Source organism: Mycobacterium canetti CIPT 140010059, assembly GCF_000253375.1.
In the GTDB taxonomy this organism is placed as follows: domain Bacteria; phylum Actinomycetota; class Actinomycetes; order Mycobacteriales; family Mycobacteriaceae; genus Mycobacterium; species Mycobacterium tuberculosis.
In genome coordinates this window covers 3,382,544-3,401,760 of sequence record NC_015848.1, presented here as the reverse complement: position 1 = coordinate 3,401,760, position 19,217 = coordinate 3,382,544, and the positions used below count along the sequence as shown (strand labels likewise).

Sequence of the window (19,217 nt, the reverse complement as noted above, 5' to 3'; positions counted from 1 at the left end):
AGGTCAATTCGGCCAGGCTGCTCGCGGTCGTGGATGTGGTCGGTGCAGCAGCGGGAATCACCACGCAGTGTCAGGGGCTGCGGTGCCGTTCCATCAGCGATTCCTGATGGTCGCGCACGCTATGGCCTTCTTGCGGCGACGCGGTCCACTGCCCGTCGGGCCCGAGCTCCCAGCACCGGGTGCACGGGTCCAGTGCGGATTCGAACAATTCGTCCAGCTGCGCGGTCAGCCTCGGGTTTTTGACTTGAGCCATAACCTCGACTCGCCGGTCGAGGTTGCGGTGCATCATGTCGGCGCTGCCGATCCAGAACTCGTCGATGGCACGGAAATGGAGGATCCGCGAGTGCTCGAGGAAGCGGCCGAGAATCGAGCGCACGATGATGTTTTCCGAAATGCCCTGCGCACCTGGACGCAGCGCGCAGATGCCGCGTACCACCACCTCGATCCGCACACCGGCTCGCGACGCGCGGTACAGCGCATCGATGACCTGCTCATCAACAAGGGCATTCATCTTGAGTCGGATGCGGCCTTTGCCGTTGTGGGCACCCTCTGCACGGTGCGCCGCGACCTCCCGCTCGACGCGGTCAATGATGCCGGCGCGGATTCCGTGCGGGGCCACCAACAAGTTGCGGTAGGACAACTTGCGTGAGTAGCCGGTGAGCGAATTGAACAAGTCGGTCAAGTCGGCGCCGATATCGGGTGCAGCGGTCAGCAGTCCGACGTCCTCGTAGAGTCGTGCTGTCTTGCTGTTGTAATTGCCGGTGCCGACATGGCAGTACCGCCGGATTGTCGGACCTTCGCGGCGCACCACCAAGGCGGTCTTGCAGTGCGTCTTGAGCCCGACGAGCCCGTACGCCACATGCACGCCGGCTTGTTCTAGTGCGCGCGCCCAGGCGATGTTGGCCTGTTCGTCGAAGCGTGCCTTGATCTCGACCAGTGCCACCACTTGCTTTCCGGCTTCGGCGGCGTCGATCAGCGCCCGGACGATCGGCGAGTCGCCGGAGGTGCGGTACAGCGTCTGTTTGATCGCCAGCACGTTGGGGTCGGCCGCGGCCTGTTCGATGAATCGCTGCACGCTGGTGGAGAACGAGTCATACGGATGGTGAACCAGCACATCGCCTTCGCGCAGCGTCGCGAAGATGCTTTTGGGTGTTTCCCGCTCGGCGAAGGCGGGATGGGTAGCTGGGACGAATGTCCGATCCTTAAGCGTCGGGCGGTCCACGGCGTAGATCTGCCACAACGACGATAGGTCGAGCAGCCCGGGCACTTCGATGACATCACCGGGATGCACGTCGAGTTCGCGAAGCAGCAACTCCAGCATGCTCTCGGTCATGTCGTCTGCGATCTCGAGTCGCACCGGTGAACCGAACCGGCGGCGGGCCAGTTCTCGCTCGAGCGCCTGCAGTAGGTCCTCGTCGCGATCCTCTTCAACCTCGAAGTCAGCGTTGCGAGTGATGCGAAATGCGTGGTGCTCGACGATTTCCATACCCGGGAAAAGCACCGGAAGGAAGGCCGCGATCAGCTCCTCCATCGGCAGGAACCGCAGCGCGGTCCGGCCTTCGGTCCCCGCAGCTTCCTCGCTGGCCTCACGCGCAGCGAGTTCGACGAAGCGGTCGACGTTGTCGGGCACCTTGACCCTCGCGAAATGCTGGGTGCCGTCTTCAGGTTGGCGTACCGTGACCGCCAGGTTCAAGCTCAACCCGCTGACAAACGGGAACGGGTGGGCGGGATCGACGGCCAGCGGGGTCAGGACGGGGAAGACCTGTTCGTTGAAATAGGTCGACAATCGGTCGCGCTCAGCCTGATCCAAATCGGCCCAGGTGACGATGTAGATGCCTTCCTCGCCGAGCGCGGGTAGCACCGAATCGAGGAACACCCGGGCATGCCGGCTGGCGAGCTGTTGAGTCTGCTCGCCGATCCGGCCTAGTTGTTCGCGCGGTGTTAGACCGTCGGCGGAGCGCACCGACAACCCCATCTCGTCGCGGCGTTTGAGGCCGGCCACCCGGACCATGTAGAACTCGTCGAGATTGGACGCGAAGATTGCCAGAAACTTGGCGCGCTCGAGCAATGGCATCGACTTATCGGCGGCCAGGGCAAGCACGCGCGCGTTGAAGTCCAGCCAACTCAGCTCCCGGTTCAGGTAGCGATCCGAGGGTAGCTGGTCGCTAATCGCGGCGGGGGTGGCAGCGGGCGGTGCCGCCAGCGCCGAGTCGTCTGGATACCACGCATGCTCCTCTGGCCGCACCTCTGTGACGGGACTGTTTTCGATTTCGGTCACCTTGCGATCATTGCTCATCATTGGGTGGGGTTGCCAGCACTCGGCAGGCATCCGTTCGCCGTTGGTCTGCCGTTCACCCCCTGGATGCCTCGCCGGCGTTGCCCCGTCCCGGTCAACGATGTGCGACCGCTCGCGCGGTCGCGGGCCCTACCCCGAGCTGGCGTGCGGCCGTCAGGTCGGCGGGGGTGTCGACATCGCAGCGCAGGCCCGGCCAGGCTCCTGTCAGCTCGACAGCGCCCGAACGGCGGTGCCGCGCGGACGAATCCGGCCCGAACCGCGGGTGCAGCGCGGTGCCGAACGCACACAATACCGCGGTGCCGGTCCCAAGCCGGTCGGCGACGAAGCTGCGCCGATGGTGGCGTGCGGCCGAGATTGCCTCGGCGAGTTCCTGTGTCTGTAATGCCGGCAAATCGCCTTGCAGCACAACGATGTTGGAGGCCCCTTCGGCAACCACGCGTTCGGCAGCGGTGATAGCGGTGTTCAGTGGGTCGGGATCGTCTTCGGGTGTCGGGTCGGCCAGTACATCGGCGCCCAGCCCGGCCGCCGCAGCCGCCGCGGCTTCGTCGGGGGTGATAACAGTGATCGAGCGCAGTGAACCGACACCCGCCGCGGCGGTCAACGTGTCGACGAGCATGGCCAGCACCACGTTCTCGCGAGTCTGCGCCGAGAACACCGGGGCCAGCCTGGTTTTGGCCGCGGCCAAGCGCTTGACGGCGATGATCAAGCCGATATCGCCGTCGTCCGGTGTGCCGCTCATGAAGTCATCCTGCCAGCGTCGATCCACGCGGCACACTTCGACGGCATTGCCGCCACGGTCGTGGCCGGGGCCCAGGCACGGTCCCGACGGCAACCGCGGCGCAGATTAGTGTGTGTGGATGGCCGGAATAGCAAGCACCGTCGCGGTGATGGGCGCCGGTGCATGGGGCACGGCCCTGGCTAAGGTGCTGGCCGACGCGGGCGGAGAGGTCACGCTGTGGGCGCGGCGAGCTGAGGTGGCCGATCAGATCAATACCACCCGATATAACCCCGACTATCTGCCCGGTGCGCTGTTACCACCGAGCATTCATGCCACCGCAGATGCCGAGGAGGCACTTGGGGGCGCATCCACGGTGCTGTTGGGAGTGCCCGCGCAGACCATGCGGGCCAATCTCGAGCGGTGGGCTCCCCTGTTGCCCGAGGGTGCGACCTTGGTCAGTCTGGCCAAGGGCATCGAGTTGGGCACCCTGATGCGGATGAGCCAGGTCATCATCTCGGTGACCGGTGCCGAGCCGGCGCAGGTCGCGGTGATCTCTGGACCCAACCTGGCCAGCGAGATCGCCGAATGCCAGCCCGCCGCTACCGTCGTCGCGTGCAGCGACTCCGGCCGCGCGGTTGCCTTGCAGCGCGCGCTGAACAGCGGGTACTTCCGCCCCTACACCAACGCCGATGTCGTCGGCACCGAGATCGGCGGGGCGTGCAAGAACATCATCGCGCTTGCGTGCGGAATGGCGGTGGGCATCGGGCTGGGCGAAAACACCGCGGCCGCGATCATCACCCGGGGCCTGGCGGAGATCATCCGGCTCGGGACGGCGCTCGGCGCCAACGGCGCGACGTTGGCCGGTCTGGCAGGGGTCGGTGATCTGGTGGCCACCTGCACCTCACCGCGTTCGCGCAACCGATCGTTTGGCGAACGCCTGGGCCGGGGCGAAACGTTGCAGTCGGCGGGCAAGGCTTGTCATGTCGTCGAAGGCGTGACGTCGTGCGAATCCGTGCTCGCGCTGGCGTCCAGCTACGACGTCGAAATGCCACTCACCGACGCGGTGCATCGGGTCTGTCATAAAGGGCTGTCGGTGGACGAGGCGATAACGCTGCTGCTGGGTCGCCGCACCAAGCCCGAATGAGCCTCGCACGGGCCGGCACGACCGAAAACTGCAGCTCGTGGGAGCCCGTCTGCCTGACCCGGTAGCCTCTGCAGGTTGTGAGTGCTAACGACCAGCGTGATCGGCGTGTCCGCGTTGCCGTCGTGTTCGGCGGGCGCAGCAACGAGCACGCCATCTCGTGTGTGTCCGCCGGCAGCATCCTGCGCAACCTGGACTCGCGGCGGTTCGACGTGATCGCGGTGGGTATCACCCCGGCAGGTTCGTGGGTGCTCACCGACGCCAACCCCGACGCCCTGGCGATCACCAACCGGGAGCTTCCTCAGGTCAAATCAGGATCGGGCACCGAGCTGGCGCTGCCGGCCGATCCGCGGCGTGGTGGCCAGTTGGTGTCGCTGCCGCCCGGGGCCGGCGAGGTTCTGGAGTCGGTCGACGTGGTGTTCCCGGTACTGCACGGCCCGTACGGCGAGGACGGCACGATCCAGGGACTGCTCGAACTCGCCGGGGTGCCCTACGTGGGCGCCGGTGTGCTGGCCAGTGCCGTCGGCATGGACAAGGAGTTCACCAAGAAGCTGCTCGCCGCCGATGGACTTCCGGTGGGTGCGTACGCGGTGCTGCGTCCGCCGCGGTCGACACTGCACCGCCAGGAGTGCGAACGGCTGGGCTTACCGGTGTTCGTCAAACCCGCCCGAGGCGGCTCGTCGATCGGTGTTAGCCGGGTGTCGAGTTGGGATCAACTGCCCGCCGCGGTCGCGCGGGCCCGCCGGCATGACCCTAAGGTCATCGTCGAGGCCGCGATCAGCGGCCGCGAGCTGGAATGCGGTGTGCTCGAAATGCCGGACGGCACACTGGAAGCCAGCACGCTGGGGGAGATCCGGGTGGCCGGGGTGCGGGGACGCGAGGACTCTTTCTACGACTTCGCAACCAAGTATCTCGACGACGCAGCCGAATTGGACGTGCCCGCCAAGGTCGATGACCAGGTCGCAGAGGCGATTCGTCAGCTGGCGATCCGGGCGTTCGCGGCTATCGACTGCCGGGGTCTGGCCAGGGTGGACTTCTTCCTCACCGACGACGGTCCGGTGATCAACGAGATCAACACGATGCCGGGATTCACCACGATCTCGATGTACCCGCGGATGTGGGCGGCCAGCGGTGTCGACTATCCGACCCTGCTGGCGACGATGATCGAGACGGCATTGGCCCGCGGTGTGGGCCTGCACTAGCCCGATGGTGCCGACCCGCCGCGCCCGGCGCAAGCGCCGCGCTTGCGATCGGCACTTAGCCCGATGGTGCCGACCCGCCGCGCCCGGCGCTAGCGCCGCGCTTGCGATCGGCACTAGCCCGATGGTGCCGACCCGCCGCGCCCGGCGCAAGCGCCGCGCTTGCGATCGGCACTAGCCCGATGGTGCCGACCCGCCGCGCCCGGCGCAAGCGCCGCGCTTGCGATCGGCACTTAGCCCGATGGTGCCGACCCGCCGCGCCCGGCGCTAGCGCCGCGCTTGCGATCGGCACTAGCACCGATGGTGCCGACCCGCCGCGCCCGGCGCAAGCGCCGCGCTTGCGATCGGCACTAGCCCGATGGTGCCGACCCGCCGCGCCCGGCGCAAGCGCCGCGCTTGCGATCGGCACTAGCGAGCCGGCGCCGGGTCGATGGGTACCGCGGGGATGGTGTGGTCGATAACGTCTGACAATTCCTGGATCGCGGTGGGCCCCGATCCCGAGGGGAGTGTCAGCGCCACATACACCGGCCGGTCCACGGTGTACCAGGTGGACCGGCCTGGCTCGTCCGGGTTTTGCGCGGCCACCTGAAACCACTGCACCCGATCGACGACTTGGATGGCCGAACCCACCACGAACTCGGCCGGGCGGTCGAGTCCACAGCGCAAAATCACCGGTGTGCTGTTTGGCCCCGTTCGCCAGGCCGTGGCACCCGCAGTGGTCGGCTCCGCGACGGGCGCGCGCCGATACTCGCCGAGTCGTTGAGGCAGCGCCGCCAGCAGTGCTTTGCAGCCGGGACCGGTGGCCTGCGGAGCGGGCACGGCCGGAATGACAACCGGTCGCTCCGGCGGCTGGCGGTTCGCCGCGACAACCAGGATTACCCCGATCACCGCCGCCGCCAGCGCCACCGCGGCGATCAGCACGGCGCGCGGCGGCCCGTCGGACTCGCCTGTCACCTGCGCGGCCACCTCTTTGCTCTCATACACTGGCGCGGTCCGCTCGCGCCGGCAGTGACTCAACTTACCGCAGGTCGGGCGAGGTGTTCGAAGGTCCACAGGGCCAGAACGGGCCGAAGGAGGCGGCGTGGGCGACGACGCATCGGGGGGTGCCAGCTGTTGCGGGTTGAGTGGTCGGTAGTTGTCAGTGGCGTGCGGTAGGAACAGAGATATGAACCTGGCGACGTGGGCGGAGCGCAACGGTGTTGCTCGGGGGACCGCCTACCGCTGGTTTCGTGCTGGTCTGTTGTCGGTGATGGCGAGGCGAGTGGGCCGACTGATTCTCGTCGACGAACCGGCTGGGGACGCTGGCATGCGATCACCGACCGCGGTGTATGCACGGGTGTCGTCGGCCGATCAGAAAGCCGATCTGGATCGGCAGGTCGCGCGGGTGACCGCGTGGGCCACGGCCCAACAGATGCCAGTCGACAAGGTCGTGACCGAGGTCGGTTCCGCGTTCAACGAGCACCGCCGTAAGTTCCTTTCACTGCTGCGCGACCCGTCAGTCCACCGGATCGTGGTGGAGCACCGGGATCGGTTCTGCCGGTTGGGCTCGAAGTACGTGCAGGCAGCGTTTGCGGCGCAGGGCCGCGAACTGGTGGTAGTCGACTCTGCCGAGGTCGATGACGACCTGGTGCGGGATATGACCGAGATCCTGACGTCGATGTGCGCCCGTCTGTATGGCAAACGGGCTGCCGAGAATCGAACCAAGCGCGCATTGGCGGCCGCTGCTGGCGAGGACCATGAGGCCGCCTGATGCCCAAGTTCGAGGTTCCCGATGGCTGGACGGTCCAAGCGTTTCGGTTCACGCTGGACCCGACCGAGGACCAGGCCAAGGCGCTGGCACGCCATTTCGGTGCTCGTCGCAAGGCATACAACTGGACCGTGGCCACCCTGAAAGCCGACATCCAGGCGTGGCATGCCAGCGGGACCGTGACAGCGAAACCGTCGCTGCGCGTGCTGCGCAAACGCTGGAACACCGTCAAGGACGACGTGTGCGTCAACACCGAGACCGGTGTCGCGTGGTGGCCTGAATGCTCAAAAGAGGCCTACGCCGATGGCATCGCGGGTGCGGTCGAGGCGTACTGGAACTGGCAGACCTCCCGCGCCGGCAAACGCGCCGGTAAACGGGTCGGGTTTCCCCGTTTCAAACGCAAAGGCCGCGACCAGGATCGAGTGTCGTTCACGACCGGAGCGATGCGTGTGGAACCCGACCGCCGTCACCTCACCCTGCCGGTCATCGGGACCGTCCGCACGCACGAGAACACCCGCCGTATCGAACGCCTGATCAAGGCCGGTCGGGCGCGAGTATTGGCGATCTCGGTGCGCCGCAACGGCACTCGTCTGGATGCCAGTGTGCGGGTGCTTGTCCAGCGTCCGCAGCAGCCGAAGGTGGTGCACCCCGGTTCGCGGGTTGGTGTCGATGTCGGGGTCCGGCGCCTGGCGACGGTCGCCACCGCTGACGGCACGGCGATCGAGCAGGTTGAGAACCCACGACCGCTCGACGCCGCGCTGCGCGAGCTACGCCACGTGTGCCGGGCCCGTTCGCGTTGCACGAAAGGTTCACGGCGCTACCGTGAGCGCACCACTCAGATTTCCCGGTTGCATCGCCGGGTCAACGATGTCCGCACCCATCACCTGCACGTCCTGACGACACGGTTGGCTCAAACCCACGGCCGCATTGTTGTCGAAGGCTTGGACGCGACAGAGATGTTGCGGCAAAAAGGGTTGCCGGGTGCCCGCGCTCGTCGGCGCGGACTGTCGGATGCGGCCCTGGGCACTCCGCGTCGGCACTTGTCCTACAAGACAGTCTGGTACGGGTCGGCGCTGGTGGTCGCCGACCGCTGGTTCCCGTCGTCGAAAACCTGCCACGCCTGCCGGCATGTGCAAGACATCGGCTGGGACGAACAATGGCAATGCGACCGATGCTCAGTGGTCCATCAGCGTGATGACTGCGCTGCCATCAACCTCGCACGCTACGAGGAAACATCCAGCATCGTCGGCCCAGTTGGGGCCGCCGTCAAGCGTGGAGCCGACCGTAAGACCGGGCCTCGCCCGGCAGGTGGCTGTGAAGCGCGGAAGGGAAGCAGCCCCAAGGCTGCCGAACAACCCCGAGACGGGGTGCAAGTCGCGTGACCACTAAAGATCACTCACTTGCAACGGAGTCCCCGACGCTGCAGCAGCTCGGCGAGTTCGCCGTGATCGACCGGCTGGTGCGGGGGCGCCGACAACCCGCCACGGTACTGCTCGGGCCCGGCGACGATGCCGCGCTGGTGTCTGCCGGCGATGGTCGCACTGTGGTGTCGACGGACATGCTGGTGCAAGATAGTCACTTCCGGCTGGACTGGTCGACACCGCAGGACGTCGGCCGCAAGGCGATCGCCCAGAATGCCGCCGACATCGAGGCGATGGGGGCGCGGGCCACCGCGTTCGTGGTCGGCTTTGGAGCACCCGCTGAGACGCCGGCGGCGCAGGCGAGCGCGTTGGTCGACGGAATGTGGGAGGAGGCGGGGCGCATTGGTGCCGGCATCGTCGGCGGCGATCTGGTCAGCTGCCGGCAGTGGGTGGTGTCGGTCACCGCGATTGGTGACCTTGACGGTCGTGCCCCGGTGCTGCGCTCCGGGGCGAAGGCCGGCTCGGTGCTGGCCGTCGTCGGTGAGCTGGGCCGCTCGGCTGCTGGCTATGCGCTGTGGTGCAACGGGATTGAAGACTTCGCCGAACTGCGCCGCCGCCATTTGGTGCCGCAGCCGCCCTACGGCCACGGCGCGGCGGCCGCGGCTGTCGGGGCTCAAGCGATGATCGATGTCTCCGACGGGCTGCTCGCCGATCTGCGGCACGTCGCCGAGGCATCCGGCGTGCGCATCGACCTGTCCGCCGCGGCGTTGGCCGCTGACCGCGACGCTTTGACTGCGGCCGCAACCGCTCTGGGCACCGACCCCTGGCCGTGGGTGCTAAGCGGGGGTGAAGATCATGCCCTGGTCGCCTGTTTCGTCGGTCCGGTGCCGGCCGGGTGGCGCACCATTGGCCGGGTTCTCGACGGGCCGGCTAGGGTGCTGGTCGACGGCGAGGAGTGGACTGGATACGCGGGCTGGCAATCGTTTGGGGAGCCAGACAATCAAGGTTCGCTAGGGTGACGCGGTGACCGTCTGTACGCGAAAGGGATGCAGTGACCGCACGGCCGTTGAGTGAGCTCGTCGAGCGGGGGTGGGCCGCCGCGCTCGAGCCGGTGGCCGACCAGGTGGCCCACATGGGGCAGTTCTTGCGGGCCGAGATCGCGGCCGGGCGCAGATACCTGCCCGCCGGATCGAATGTGTTGCGCGCCTTCACTTTCCCGTTCGACAACGTCCGTGTCCTTATCGTTGGCCAAGACCCTTATCCCACTCCAGGACATGCTGTGGGTCTTAGCTTCTCGGTGGCCCCTGATGTACGTCCGTGGCCGCGCAGTCTGGCCAACATCTTCGACGAGTACACCGCGGATTTGGGCTATCCGCTGCCCTCGAACGGCGATCTGACGCCCTGGGCGCAACGCGGTGTGTTGCTGTTGAACAGGGTGCTGACGGTGCGACCCAGCAACCCGGCGTCGCACCGGGGCAAGGGCTGGGAAGCGGTCACGGAATGCGCGATTCGCGCCCTGGCGGCGCGCGCAGCGCCGCTGGTGGCGATCCTGTGGGGTCGTGACGCGTCGACTCTGAAGCCGATGCTGGCCGCGGGCAACTGCGTTGCGATCGAGTCGCCGCATCCTTCACCGCTATCGGCATCGCGCGGGTTCTTCGGCTCGCGTCCGTTCAGCCGCGCCAACGAACTGCTCGTCGGGATGGGTGCCGAGCCGATCGATTGGCGGTTGCCCTGAGTCGTGCAGGTGTTACCGGGCGTCAGCCGCGGGTGATCTTGCCCGCCTTGATGCAGGATGTGCAAACGTTGAGTCGCTTCTTGTTGCCGCCGGGACGGGTCACGGCGTGCACAGTCTGGATGTTCGGATCCCACCGGCGGCTGGTGCGGCGGTGGGAGTGCGACACCGACTTGCCGAAGCCGGGGCCTTTCCCGCAGATATCGCACACAGCGGCCATTCGTCAAGCTCCTCAAATCTCTTAGGTCCGGCGACCTGGCCGGGACGCCTACGTGTAGCCCGCGGCTAGCACAGGATAGCCATTGTTGTGCGGTAGCGCCAAAACGATCAGCCCTTCGCGGACATGTCAGCACCCGCCTTGGCCGGGAGAGCGGCGTCGTGACCGTGCTGTCACCACGTCTGGTTAGGCTCGGGGCGCGGGCTGGCGCGGAGGAGGTGTGTTGCGGAGGAGGTGTGTTGTAGTGGGGACGGCGGATCGGCCGTTGGACGCCTCGGCCTTGCGGGACTGGGCACACGCCGTCGTCAGCGATCTGATCCTCCACATCGACGAGATCAACCGGCTCAATGTGTTCCCGGTCGCTGACTCCGATACCGGCGTCAACATGCTGTTCACCATGCGTGCCGCGGTCGTAGAAGCTGATTTGCACGCGAATTCGCAGGCTGACGCCGAAGACGTGGCGCGGGTTGCGGCCGCTCTCGCGGCCGGCGCGTTGAACGGAGCTCGCGGCAACTCCGGCGTGATCCTGTCCCAGATCCTGCGCGGGATCGCAGAGGTGACCGCGACTGCGGCCGCCGCCTCTGGCGCGGTATTGCGGGCGGTCGACGCCAACGCCCTCGGGGCCGCGTTGTGGCGCGGCGTCGAGTTGGTCGTCGCGTCGATGGGTGGCGTGGAGGTGCCGGGAACTATCGTCTCGGTGCTGCGGGCCGCCGCCGGAGCCGTCGACCAGTGCGCGCACGAGGGGTTGGCCGGTGCGGTCACCGCCGCCGGTGACGCGGCGGTCATCGCGCTGGAAAAGACCCCCGAACAGCTTGACGTGCTCGCCGATGCGGGCGCGGTGGACGCCGGCGGACGGGGCCTGCTGGTTCTGCTGGACGCGTTGCGCTCCACCATCTGCGGGCAGGCACCTGCCCGGGCGGTCTACGAACCCTCGCCGCGCGCGTTGCCGACCGACACGGCTACCCAACGCCCCGCCCCGCAATTCGAGGTGATGTATCTGTTGGCGGTATGTGATGCTGCAGCGGCGGACCAGTTGCGGGATCGACTCAAGGAATTGGGTGAGTCGGTGGCCATCGCCGCTGCTCCGCCCGACAGCTACTCCGTACACGTCCACACCGACGACGCCGGTGCCGCCGTGGAAGCCGGATTGGCGGTGGGGCGAGTTAGCCGGATCGTGATCTCGGCGCTCGGTTCCGGGACCAGCGGATTGCCGGCCGGTGGCTGGACGCGGGGCCGCGCCGTGCTGGCGGTCGTCGACGGCGACGGTGCCGCCGAGCTGTTCGCCGGGGAGGGCGCCTGCGTGCTGCGACCGGGTCCAGACGCCGTGACACCGGCCGCCGATATCAGTGCCCACCAGCTGGTGCGGGCCGTGGTAGACACCGGCGCCGCGCACGTGATGGTGCTGCCCAATGGCTATGTGGCCGCCGAAGAACTGGTGGCCGGGTGTACCGCGGCGATCGGCTGGGGCGTCGACGTGGTACCCGTGCCGACCGGATCGATGGTGCAGGGGTTGGCCGCGCTGGCCGTGCATGACGCGGCCCGCCAGGCCGTCGACGACGGCTACAGCATGGCCCGTGCCGCCGGTGCTTCCCGGCACGGATCGGTGCGCATTGCCACCCAAAAGGCGCTGACCTGGGCCGGTACCTGCAAGCCGGGCGACGGTCTGGGTATCGCGGGCGACGAGGTGCTGATCGTCGCCGACGATGTCGCCGCGGCGGCCATCGGTCTGGTCGACCTGTTGTTGGCATCGGGAGGCGATCTGGTGACGGTGCTAATTGGCGCCGGCGTAACCGAAGACGTGGCTGTCGTCCTGGAACGGCATGTGCACGACCACCATCCAGGCACCGAGCTGGTCTCCTACCGCACCGGACACCGCGGCGACGCGCTGCTGATCGGGGTCGAGTAGCGGTGGCGTCGTTAAGCGATCGGCTCGATCGCGTCCTCGGCGCCACGGCAGCCGATGCCCTCGACGAGCAGTTCGGCATGCGGACCGTCGACGACCTGCTCCGCCACTACCCGCGCAGCTACGTCGAGGGCGCGGCGCGGGTGGGTATCGGTGACGCGCGACCGGAAGCTGGCGAGCACATCACCATCGTCGACGTGATCACCGATACGTATTCGTTTCCGATGAAAAAGAAGCCGAATCGGAAATGTCTGCGCATCACCGTCGGCGGCGGCCGCAACAAGGTGACGGCCACGTTCTTCAACGCGGACTACATCATGCGGGACCTCACCAAGCACACGAAGGTGATGCTCTCCGGGGAAGTCGGTTACTACAAGGGCGCGATGCAGCTCACGCATCCGGCGTTTCTCATCCTCGACTCGCCGGACGGGAAGAACCACGGCACCAGGTCGCTCAAAAGCATCGCTGATGCCTCCAAGGCCATCAGCGGTGAATTGGTCGTGGAGGAGTTCGAGCGTCGTTTCTTCCCGATCTATCCGGCCAGCACAAAAGTGCAGAGCTGGGACATCTTCAAATGCGTGCGGCAGGTGCTCGATGTTCTCGACCGGGTCGACGATCCGTTGCCCGCGGAACTACGCGCCAAGCACGGCCTGATCCCCGAGGACGAGGCACTGCGCGCCATTCACCTTGCCGAAAGCCAGTCGTTACGCGAGCGCGCCCGGGAACGCCTGACCTTCGACGAGGCCGTGGGTCTGCAGTGGGCGCTGGTGGCCCGACGGCACGGTGAACTGTCGGAATCCGGGCCCTCGGCGGCCTGGAAATCTAACGGTCTTGCCGCTGAGCTACTGCGGCGGTTGCCTTTTGAGCTGACGGCGGGACAGCGTGAGGTGCTCGACGTGTTGTCCGACGGGCTCGCGGCGAACCGCCCGCTGAATCGCCTGCTGCAAGGCGAAGTGGGCTCGGGCAAAACGATCGTTGCGGTGTTGGCGATGCTGCAGATGGTGGACGCGGGTTACCAGTGTGCCCTGCTGGCGCCAACGGAAGTCCTTGCCGCACAACACTTGCGATCGATCCGCGATGTCCTAGGGTCGCTGGCCATGGGCGGCCAACTGGGAGGCGCCGAAAACGCCACCCGGGTGGCACTGCTCACCGGTTCGATGACGGCAGGGCAGAAGAAGCAAGTTCGCGCCGAAATCGCCAGCGGTCAGGTCGGCATCGTCATCGGCACGCACGCGCTGCTGCAGGAGGCCGTCGACTTTCACAACCTGGGCATGGTGGTGGTCGACGAGCAACACCGGTTTGGTGTCGAGCAGCGAGATCAGTTGCGCGCCAAGGCCCCCGCCGGCATTACCCCGCACCTGCTGGTGATGACCGCGACGCCGATACCGCGCACGGTCGCGCTGACCGTCTATGGCGACCTGGAAACCTCTACGCTGCGCGAACTTCCGCTCGGGCGCCAGCCGATTGCCACCAACGTCATCTTTGTCAAGGACAAGCCCGCCTGGCTCGACCGTGCCTGGCGGCGCATCATCGAAGAGGCTGCCGCCGGCCGCCAGGCCTATGTGGTAGCGCCCCGCATCGATGAGTCCGACGACACCGACGTTCAAGGCGGCGTCCGACCATCGGCCACTGCCGAAGGCCTGTTCTCCCGGTTGCGTTCCGCCGAGCTCGCAGAGTTGCGGTTGGCGCTCATGCATGGACGGTTGTCGGCCGACGACAAGGACGCTGCGATGGCGGCTTTCCGGGCCGGTGAGGTCGATGTGCTGGTGTGCACCACGGTCATTGAGGTTGGCGTCGATGTCCCCAACGCTACGGTCATGCTGGTGATGGACGCCGACCGGTTCGGCATCAGCCAATTGCACCAGCTGCGCGGCCGCATCGGGCGCGGCGAACATCCCAGCGCGTGTCTGCTGGCCAGCTGGGTGCCGCCGGATTCGCCGGCGGGTCAGCGGCTGCGTGCGGTCGCCGGGACAATGGACGGGTTCGCCCTCGCCGATCTGGATCTGAAGGAGCGCAAGGAGGGAGATGTGCTGGGCCGCAACCAATCCGGCAAGGCCATCACGCTGCGGTTGCTGTCATTGGCCGAACACGAGGAATACATAGTGGCCGCGCGGGACTTCTGCATCGAGGCTTACAAGAACCCCACAGACCCCGCATTGGCGCTGATGGCCGCGCGATTCACCAGCACCGACCGCATCGAATACTTAGATAAGTCATGAACCGCAGAACGCTACTGTGGCTGTCGGCGATCGCGGCGCTGGCGCTGGTGGTCGCGTATCAGACGCTGGGATCATCGGCGGGCAGGCACGCTGACGAGTTCGCCGCCCGCGCTGGCGTGCCAACCGTGCAACCCGGTGCCGACGTGCTCGCCGGCATCGCCGTGCTACCCAAACGGATCCACCGCTACGACTACCGCAGGTCCGCATTCGGTCACCCCTGGGACGATCGCAATGACGCGCCGGGAGGGCACAACGGGTGCGACACCCGCGACGACATCCTCGACCGGGATCTGGTCGACAAGACATATGTGTCGATCAAGCGGTGTCCGAATGCGGTGGCCACCGGCACCCTGCGCGATCCGTACACCAACACCACCGTTGCCTTCCAACGCGGCGCCAGTGTTGGCCAATCGGTCCAGATCGACCACATCGTTCCGCTCTCGTATGCCTGGGACATGGGCGCCTATCGGTGGCCGAACTCCGAGCGAATGCGCTTCGCCAACGATCCGGCCAACCTGCTGGCCGTGCAGGGGCAGGCAAATCAGGACAAGGGCGATTCGCCACCGGCCCAATGGATGCCACCCAACAAGGCCTTCGCCTGTCAGTACGCGATGCAATTCATCGCCGTGCTGCGCGGCTATTCACTGCCAGTGGATCAGCCATCGTCCGACGTACTGCGTCAGGCCGCGGCCACCTGCCCGACGGGCTAGTCCACGCGCCGACGGTGAATCTCACGACGTGACACGCCGAGGAGACGTCGCGCGGTTCACAGTCGGCGGCGTATCAGGTGCCGGCGTAGGTCAGTGGATCCTCGCGCACCCGGGTGCCGTCATTGAGCCCGCCCAATGCATCCATGTGTTCGGCCGCCAACTCGAAGTCGAAGACGTCGAAGTTGCTGGCGATGCGCTCGGGTCTGGCCGAGCGGACGACCACCGCATTGCCCAATTGCAGGTTCCACCGCAGCAGCACTTGTGCGGGCGTCTTGACGTATTCGCTGGCGATTGATGTGACGGTTGGGTTGTCCAGCAGCCTGCCGAGTGCCAGGGGGCAGTAGGACTGTGTGACGACGGTGTGCTGGGCGTTAGCTTTGCGCAGTTCGTCCTGGTTGAGCAGCGGGTGCAGCTCGATCTGGTTGACCGCCGGCGTGACGAATGTGAGGTCGATAAGGTTTTCGATGTGCTCCGCGGTGAAGTTGGACACGCCGATCGATCGGGCATGGCCCTCTCCGCGGGATTGAATCATGCCTCCCCAGGCGTCCACATACTTGCCCACCGGCGGGGCCGGCCAGTGAATTAGGTAAAGGTCGACGTAGTCGAGGCCGAGGCGGTCCAAACTGGCTCTACATGCTTCCTGGGAACGGGTGAAACCCTGGTCGGGGGTGGCTAGCTTGGTGGTGACGAACAGCTCTTCGCGGGCAACGCCGGAGGCTGCAATTGCGCGGCCGACCGCGGCCTCGTTGCCATAGGCGTAGGCGGTGTCGATCAGCCGGCAGCCAATTTCCAGCGCCGCGGACACCGCACGTTCGGTCTCGTCGTCCGACAATTCCGCGACGCCGAGGCCAAGCACCGGCATCGTATGCTCGTCGTTGAGGGTAATCGAGGGTGCGGCGGCGGCGCCCGACTCGCCAGTCACGTCATCTCACCTGCCTGTGAAATTGAAGGTTTTCGGATTCGGACCAAGCCGGGTTCCGTCATCGAGCGAGGGAAATCGAACGCGTCGAAGTTGCTCGCAATCCGCATTGGGTTCACCGACTTGGGGATCACGATATTACCGAGTTGGATATGCCACCTAATCAACACCTGGGCATGTGCTGAGCCACAGCCTTCGGCGACGGCGGCGTAAGCCGCGAATAGTGCTGGTCGGCATTCGACACTTTGGTCACCACGTAGAGTTGGCCGTTGGGCACGCCGGACTCGCGGCACCTACCGCTTGCCCGGTGTCGGCCGGCAGGACCCGAAAGACATCCAGCCTGACGGCGCGGATCGAGTGTCCGTTGCTGCGCGTGACAGAGTTTTGTAGGGAGCAGCCCATGACCAAGAGTCTGCCAGGTGTGGCAGACCTCCGTCTCGGAGCAAACCACCCGCGCATGTGGACACGGCGTGTGCAGGGCACCGTCGTCAACGTCGGAGTCAAGGTCCTTCCGTGGATCCCGACGCCTGCCAAACGGATCCTGTCGGCCGGCCGATCGGTCATTATCGATGGCAATACGCTTGACCCCACCCTGCAGCTGATGTTGTCGACTTCGCGGATCTTCGGTGTCGACGGCCTGGCCGTAGACGACGACATCGTCGCCTCTCGCGCGCACATGCGCGCGATATGCGAGGCGATGCCCGGTCCGCAGATCCACGTCGACGTGACCGACCTGTCAATACCCGGACCAGCCGGTGAGATCCCGGCGCGGCACTACCGCCCCAGCGGCGGTGGCGCCACGCCGCTGCTGGTCTTTTACCACGGTGGCGGCTGGACGCTCGGGGACTTGGACACCCATGACGCGCTGTGCCGGTTGACCTGTCGCGACGCCGACATCCAGGTACTGTCGATCGACTACCGGTTGGCTCCCGAGCATCCGGCGCCGGCCGCGGTTGAAGATGCCTATGCGGCTTTTGTATGGGCCCATGAGCACGCTTCCGATGAGTTCGGTGCGCTCCCCGGGCGGGTCGCGGTGGGCGGGGACAGTGCGGGCGGCAACCTGTCGGCCGTGGTGTGTCAGTTGGCGCGCGACAAGGCTCGCTACGAGGGTGGGCCCACCCCGGTGCTGCAGTGGCTGCTGTATCCCAGGACCGATTTCACCGCACAGACTCGCTCAATGGGCCTGTTCGGCAATGGCTTCCTGCTGACCAAGCGGGACATCGATTGGTTCCACACGCAATACCTCAGGGATTCCGATGTCGATCCGGCGGATCCGCGGTTGTCGCCGTTGTTGGCCGAATCGCTGTCCGGGCTGGCGCCTGCTCTCATCGCGGTCGCGGGCTTCGACCCATTGCGCGACGAAGGAGAAAGCTATGCGAAGGCGCTGCGGGCTGCCGGGACTGCAGTGGACTTGCGGTATCTGGGTTCGCTGACGCATGGCTTCCTCAACCTGTTTCAGCTGGGGGGAGGCAGTGCTGCCGGGACCAACGAGCTGATCTCCGCGCTGCGCGCGCACCTTAGCCGGGTTTGAGTCGAGGCTGGCTTGCCGCCGGTACGCTAGAGGCGCCGTCGCCTGACCGCGGCCGCGACAAGCCGACAAATCGAGCACGTGAGGATCAGCGAAACTGTGGCCGACAAATCCAAACGCCCCCCGCGATTCGATCTGAAGTCCGCCGACGGCAGCTTCGGCCGGCTCGTCCAGATTGGTGGCACCACCATCGTCGTCGTTTTTGCCGTCGCCCTGGTCTTCTACATCGTGACGTCGCGCGACGACAAGAAGGACGGCGTCGCGGGCCCCGGCGATGCAGTACGGGTGACGTCGAGCAAGCTGGTCACCCAGCCCGGAACCAGCAACCCCAAGGCCGTGGTGTCCTTCTACGAGGATTTCCTGTGTCCGGCGTGCGGCATATTCGAGCGCGGTTTCGGGCCAACCGTGTCCAGGCTCGTGGACATCGGCGCTGTCGCGGCCGATTACACGATGGTGGCCATTCTCGATAGCCCCAGCAATCAACACTATTCGTCGCGAGCGGCTGCTGCGGCTTATTGCGTTGCCGACGAATCGATCGAGGCGTTCCGCCGCTTCCACGCCGCCTTGTTCAGCAAGGACATCCAGCCTGCCGAGCTCGGCAAGGATTTCCCCGACAACGCGCGGTTGATCGAACTTGCCCGCGAAGCCGGCGTCGTGGGCAAGGTGCCCGACTGCATCAACAGCGGCAAGTACATCGAAAAAGTCGACGGGCTGGCGGCGGCGGTCAACGTGCACGCGACCCCGACGGTCCGGGTCAATGGCACAGAGTACGAGTGGTCGACGCCGGCGGCGCTGGTCGCCAAGATCAAAGAAATGGTGGGTGATGTGCCGGGCATTGACTCGGCCGCTGCTACCGCGACATCCTGACGATTGTGGTGGCAGCTCGACCTGCCGAGCGATCCGGCGACCCGGCTGCGGTGCGGGTGCCGGTGCCTAGCGCGTGGTGGGTGCTGATCGGCGGTGTGATCGGGCTGTTCGCTTCGATGACGCTCACGGTGGAGAAGGTCAGGATTCTGCTCGATCCGATCTATGTGCCGTCATGCAATGTCAACCCGATAGTGTCGTGCGGCTCGGTGATGACCACACCGCAGGCGTCGTTGCTGGGCTTTCCCAACCCGCTTCTCGGCATTGCGGGCTTCACCGTGGTGGTGGTCACCGGGGTGCTGGCGGTGGCGAAAGTGCCGTTGCCCAGGTGGTATTGGATCGGCCTGGCGGTCGGGATCCTGGTTGGTGTGGCGTTCGTGCATTGGCTGATATTCCAGAGCCTGTACCGTATCGGTGCCCTGTGCCCATACTGCATGGTGGTCTGGGCGGTCATCGCCACACTGCTGGTGGTGGTCGCGTCCATCGTTTTCGGTCCGATGCGGGAAAACCGGGGAAGCCAGGAGCGCGTCGGGGCACGGCTGCTCTATCAATGGCGATGGTCGCTGGCCACGCTCTGGTTCACGACAGTATTCCTGCTGATCATGGTCCGCTTTTGGGACTATTGGTCGACGCTGATCTGAGACATCCGGATAAGGGAGCCAC

The 19,217-nt window shown here is 66.2% G+C and carries 17 protein-coding genes and 1 pseudogene; 12 read left to right on the top strand and 6 right to left on the bottom strand.

Annotation, left to right across the window (positions count from 1 at the left end; genetic code table 11):
- Positions 1-70: 70 nt before the first annotated feature.
- Together MCAN_RS15810 and cofC are read right to left on the bottom strand one after the other, a co-directional pair.
- Positions 71-2,299 (bottom strand): RNA degradosome polyphosphate kinase, encoded by a 2,229-nt coding sequence (locus MCAN_RS15810; RefSeq protein WP_003415097.1) that lies wholly within the window; start codon positions 2,297-2,299, stop codon positions 71-73.
- 91 nt (positions 2,300-2,390) lie between these two features.
- Positions 2,391-3,035 carry a 2-phospho-L-lactate guanylyltransferase gene (gene cofC, locus MCAN_RS15805; RefSeq protein WP_003415094.1) on the bottom strand — a complete coding sequence of 215 codons (645 nt, stop codon included), beginning with the start codon at positions 3,033-3,035 and terminating at the stop codon, positions 2,391-2,393.
- 118 nt (positions 3,036-3,153) lie between these two features.
- Here cofC and MCAN_RS15800 point away from each other — a divergent pair, with 118 nt between their 5' ends.
- Positions 3,154-4,158: an NAD(P)H-dependent glycerol-3-phosphate dehydrogenase gene (locus MCAN_RS15800; RefSeq protein ID WP_003415091.1), complete on the top strand. Its 1,005-nt coding sequence runs from the start codon at positions 3,154-3,156 to the stop codon at positions 4,156-4,158.
- 77 nt (positions 4,159-4,235) lie between these two features.
- On the top strand, positions 4,236-5,357 hold the full coding sequence (ddlA, locus tag MCAN_RS15795) for a D-alanine--D-alanine ligase DdlA (protein WP_014001514.1): 1,122 nt from the start codon (positions 4,236-4,238) through the stop codon (positions 5,355-5,357).
- Positions 5,358-5,762: 405 nt separating this feature from the next.
- Here ddlA and MCAN_RS15785 read toward each other — a convergent pair whose 3' ends face one another.
- Complete coding sequence (locus MCAN_RS15785; RefSeq protein WP_014001513.1) at positions 5,763-6,308, bottom strand: DUF3515 domain-containing protein; 546 nt, start codon at positions 6,306-6,308, stop codon at positions 5,763-5,765.
- A gap of 211 nt (positions 6,309-6,519) precedes the next feature.
- Between MCAN_RS15785 and MCAN_RS15780 the strand changes: the two genes are divergently transcribed.
- Genes MCAN_RS15780 through MCAN_RS15765 form a run of 4 tightly spaced genes read left to right on the top strand, consistent with a single transcriptional unit; the run spans position 6,520 to position 10,197 of the window.
- The gene (locus MCAN_RS15780; RefSeq protein WP_003415039.1) at positions 6,520-7,104 is read left to right on the top strand and encodes an IS607 family transposase; all 585 of its coding nucleotides are present in this window, start codon (positions 6,520-6,522) and stop codon (positions 7,102-7,104) included.
- The gene (gene tnpB, locus MCAN_RS15775; protein WP_014001512.1) at positions 7,104-8,483 is read left to right on the top strand and encodes an IS607 family element RNA-guided endonuclease TnpB; all 1,380 of its coding nucleotides are present in this window, start codon (positions 7,104-7,106) and stop codon (positions 8,481-8,483) included. Before MCAN_RS15780 ends, tnpB begins: the two co-directional genes overlap by 1 nt.
- Positions 8,480-9,481: a thiamine-phosphate kinase gene (locus tag MCAN_RS15770; RefSeq protein WP_014001511.1), complete on the top strand. Its 1,002-nt coding sequence runs from the start codon at positions 8,480-8,482 to the stop codon at positions 9,479-9,481. Before tnpB ends, MCAN_RS15770 begins: the two co-directional genes overlap by 4 nt.
- 32 nt (positions 9,482-9,513) lie before the next feature.
- Positions 9,514-10,197, top strand: a complete 684-nt coding sequence (locus tag MCAN_RS15765; RefSeq protein ID WP_003899565.1) for a uracil-DNA glycosylase — start codon at positions 9,514-9,516, stop codon at positions 10,195-10,197.
- Between the two features lie 22 nt (positions 10,198-10,219).
- Here MCAN_RS15765 and rpmB read toward each other — a convergent pair whose 3' ends face one another.
- A complete protein-coding gene (gene rpmB / locus MCAN_RS15760) occupies positions 10,220-10,414 on the bottom strand; it encodes a 50S ribosomal protein L28 (RefSeq protein WP_003415030.1) in 195 nt (64 codons plus the stop codon).
- A 241-nt stretch (positions 10,415-10,655) separates the two neighbouring features.
- Here rpmB and MCAN_RS15755 point away from each other — a divergent pair, with 241 nt between their 5' ends.
- Genes MCAN_RS15755 through MCAN_RS15745 form a run of 3 tightly spaced genes read left to right on the top strand, consistent with a single transcriptional unit; the run spans position 10,656 to position 15,243 of the window.
- Positions 10,656-12,317 carry a DAK2 domain-containing protein gene (locus MCAN_RS15755; protein ID WP_003902383.1) on the top strand — a complete coding sequence of 554 codons (1,662 nt, stop codon included), beginning with the start codon at positions 10,656-10,658 and terminating at the stop codon, positions 12,315-12,317.
- Between the two features lie 2 nt (positions 12,318-12,319).
- Positions 12,320-14,533 carry an ATP-dependent DNA helicase RecG gene (gene recG / locus MCAN_RS15750; RefSeq protein ID WP_014001510.1) on the top strand — a complete coding sequence of 738 codons (2,214 nt, stop codon included), beginning with the start codon at positions 12,320-12,322 and terminating at the stop codon, positions 14,531-14,533.
- Positions 14,530-15,243, top strand: a complete 714-nt coding sequence (locus tag MCAN_RS15745; RefSeq protein ID WP_003415024.1) for an HNH endonuclease family protein — start codon at positions 14,530-14,532, stop codon at positions 15,241-15,243. Before recG ends, MCAN_RS15745 begins: the two co-directional genes overlap by 4 nt.
- Positions 15,244-15,316: 73 nt before the next feature.
- Here the strand turns inward: MCAN_RS15745 and MCAN_RS15740 are convergent, their stop codons facing one another.
- Entirely contained in the window at positions 15,317-16,165 is an 849-nt protein-coding gene (locus MCAN_RS15740) for an aldo/keto reductase (RefSeq protein ID WP_003415022.1), read from the bottom strand.
- A 6-nt stretch (positions 16,166-16,171) separates the two neighbouring features.
- Positions 16,172-16,365, bottom strand: a pseudogene (locus MCAN_RS23190) (aldo/keto reductase); the annotation flags it as partial.
- A gap of 197 nt (positions 16,366-16,562) precedes the next feature.
- Here MCAN_RS23190 and lipN point away from each other — a divergent pair.
- The 3 genes from lipN (at position 16,563) to MCAN_RS15720 (ending at position 19,195) form a co-directional block, all read left to right on the top strand.
- Positions 16,563-17,693, top strand: a complete 1,131-nt coding sequence (gene lipN / locus MCAN_RS15730) for a lipase/esterase LipN (RefSeq protein ID WP_003415015.1) — start codon at positions 16,563-16,565, stop codon at positions 17,691-17,693.
- A gap of 96 nt (positions 17,694-17,789) precedes the next feature.
- Positions 17,790-18,557, top strand: coding sequence for a mycothiol-dependent reductase (locus tag MCAN_RS15725; protein ID WP_014001509.1), 768 nt, complete (start codon positions 17,790-17,792; stop codon positions 18,555-18,557).
- Positions 18,558-18,562: 5 nt separating this feature from the next.
- Positions 18,563-19,195 carry a vitamin K epoxide reductase family protein gene (locus MCAN_RS15720; RefSeq protein WP_003415007.1) on the top strand — a complete coding sequence of 211 codons (633 nt, stop codon included), beginning with the start codon at positions 18,563-18,565 and terminating at the stop codon, positions 19,193-19,195.
- Positions 19,196-19,217 lie beyond the last annotated feature (22 nt).

Bases quoted from the DNA above. Each gene is read 5' to 3' on its own strand.
- lipN (WP_003415015.1), top strand. From the start codon at position 16,563: ATGACCAAGAGTCTGCCAGGTGTGGCAGACCTCCGTCTCGGAGCAAAC.
- MCAN_RS15810 (WP_003415097.1), bottom strand. From the start codon at position 2,299: ATGATGAGCAATGATCGCAAGGTGACCGAAATCGAAAACAGTCCCGTC.
- cofC (WP_003415094.1), bottom strand. From the start codon at position 3,035: ATGAGCGGCACACCGGACGACGGCGATATCGGCTTGATCATCGCCGTC.
- rpmB (WP_003415030.1), bottom strand. From the start codon at position 10,414: ATGGCCGCTGTGTGCGATATCTGCGGGAAAGGCCCCGGCTTCGGCAAG.
- MCAN_RS15800 (WP_003415091.1), top strand. From the start codon at position 3,154: ATGGCCGGAATAGCAAGCACCGTCGCGGTGATGGGCGCCGGTGCATGG.
- MCAN_RS15780 (WP_003415039.1), top strand. From the start codon at position 6,520: ATGAACCTGGCGACGTGGGCGGAGCGCAACGGTGTTGCTCGGGGGACC.
- tnpB (WP_014001512.1), top strand. From the start codon at position 7,104: ATGCCCAAGTTCGAGGTTCCCGATGGCTGGACGGTCCAAGCGTTTCGG.
- MCAN_RS15745 (WP_003415024.1), top strand. From the start codon at position 14,530: ATGAACCGCAGAACGCTACTGTGGCTGTCGGCGATCGCGGCGCTGGCG.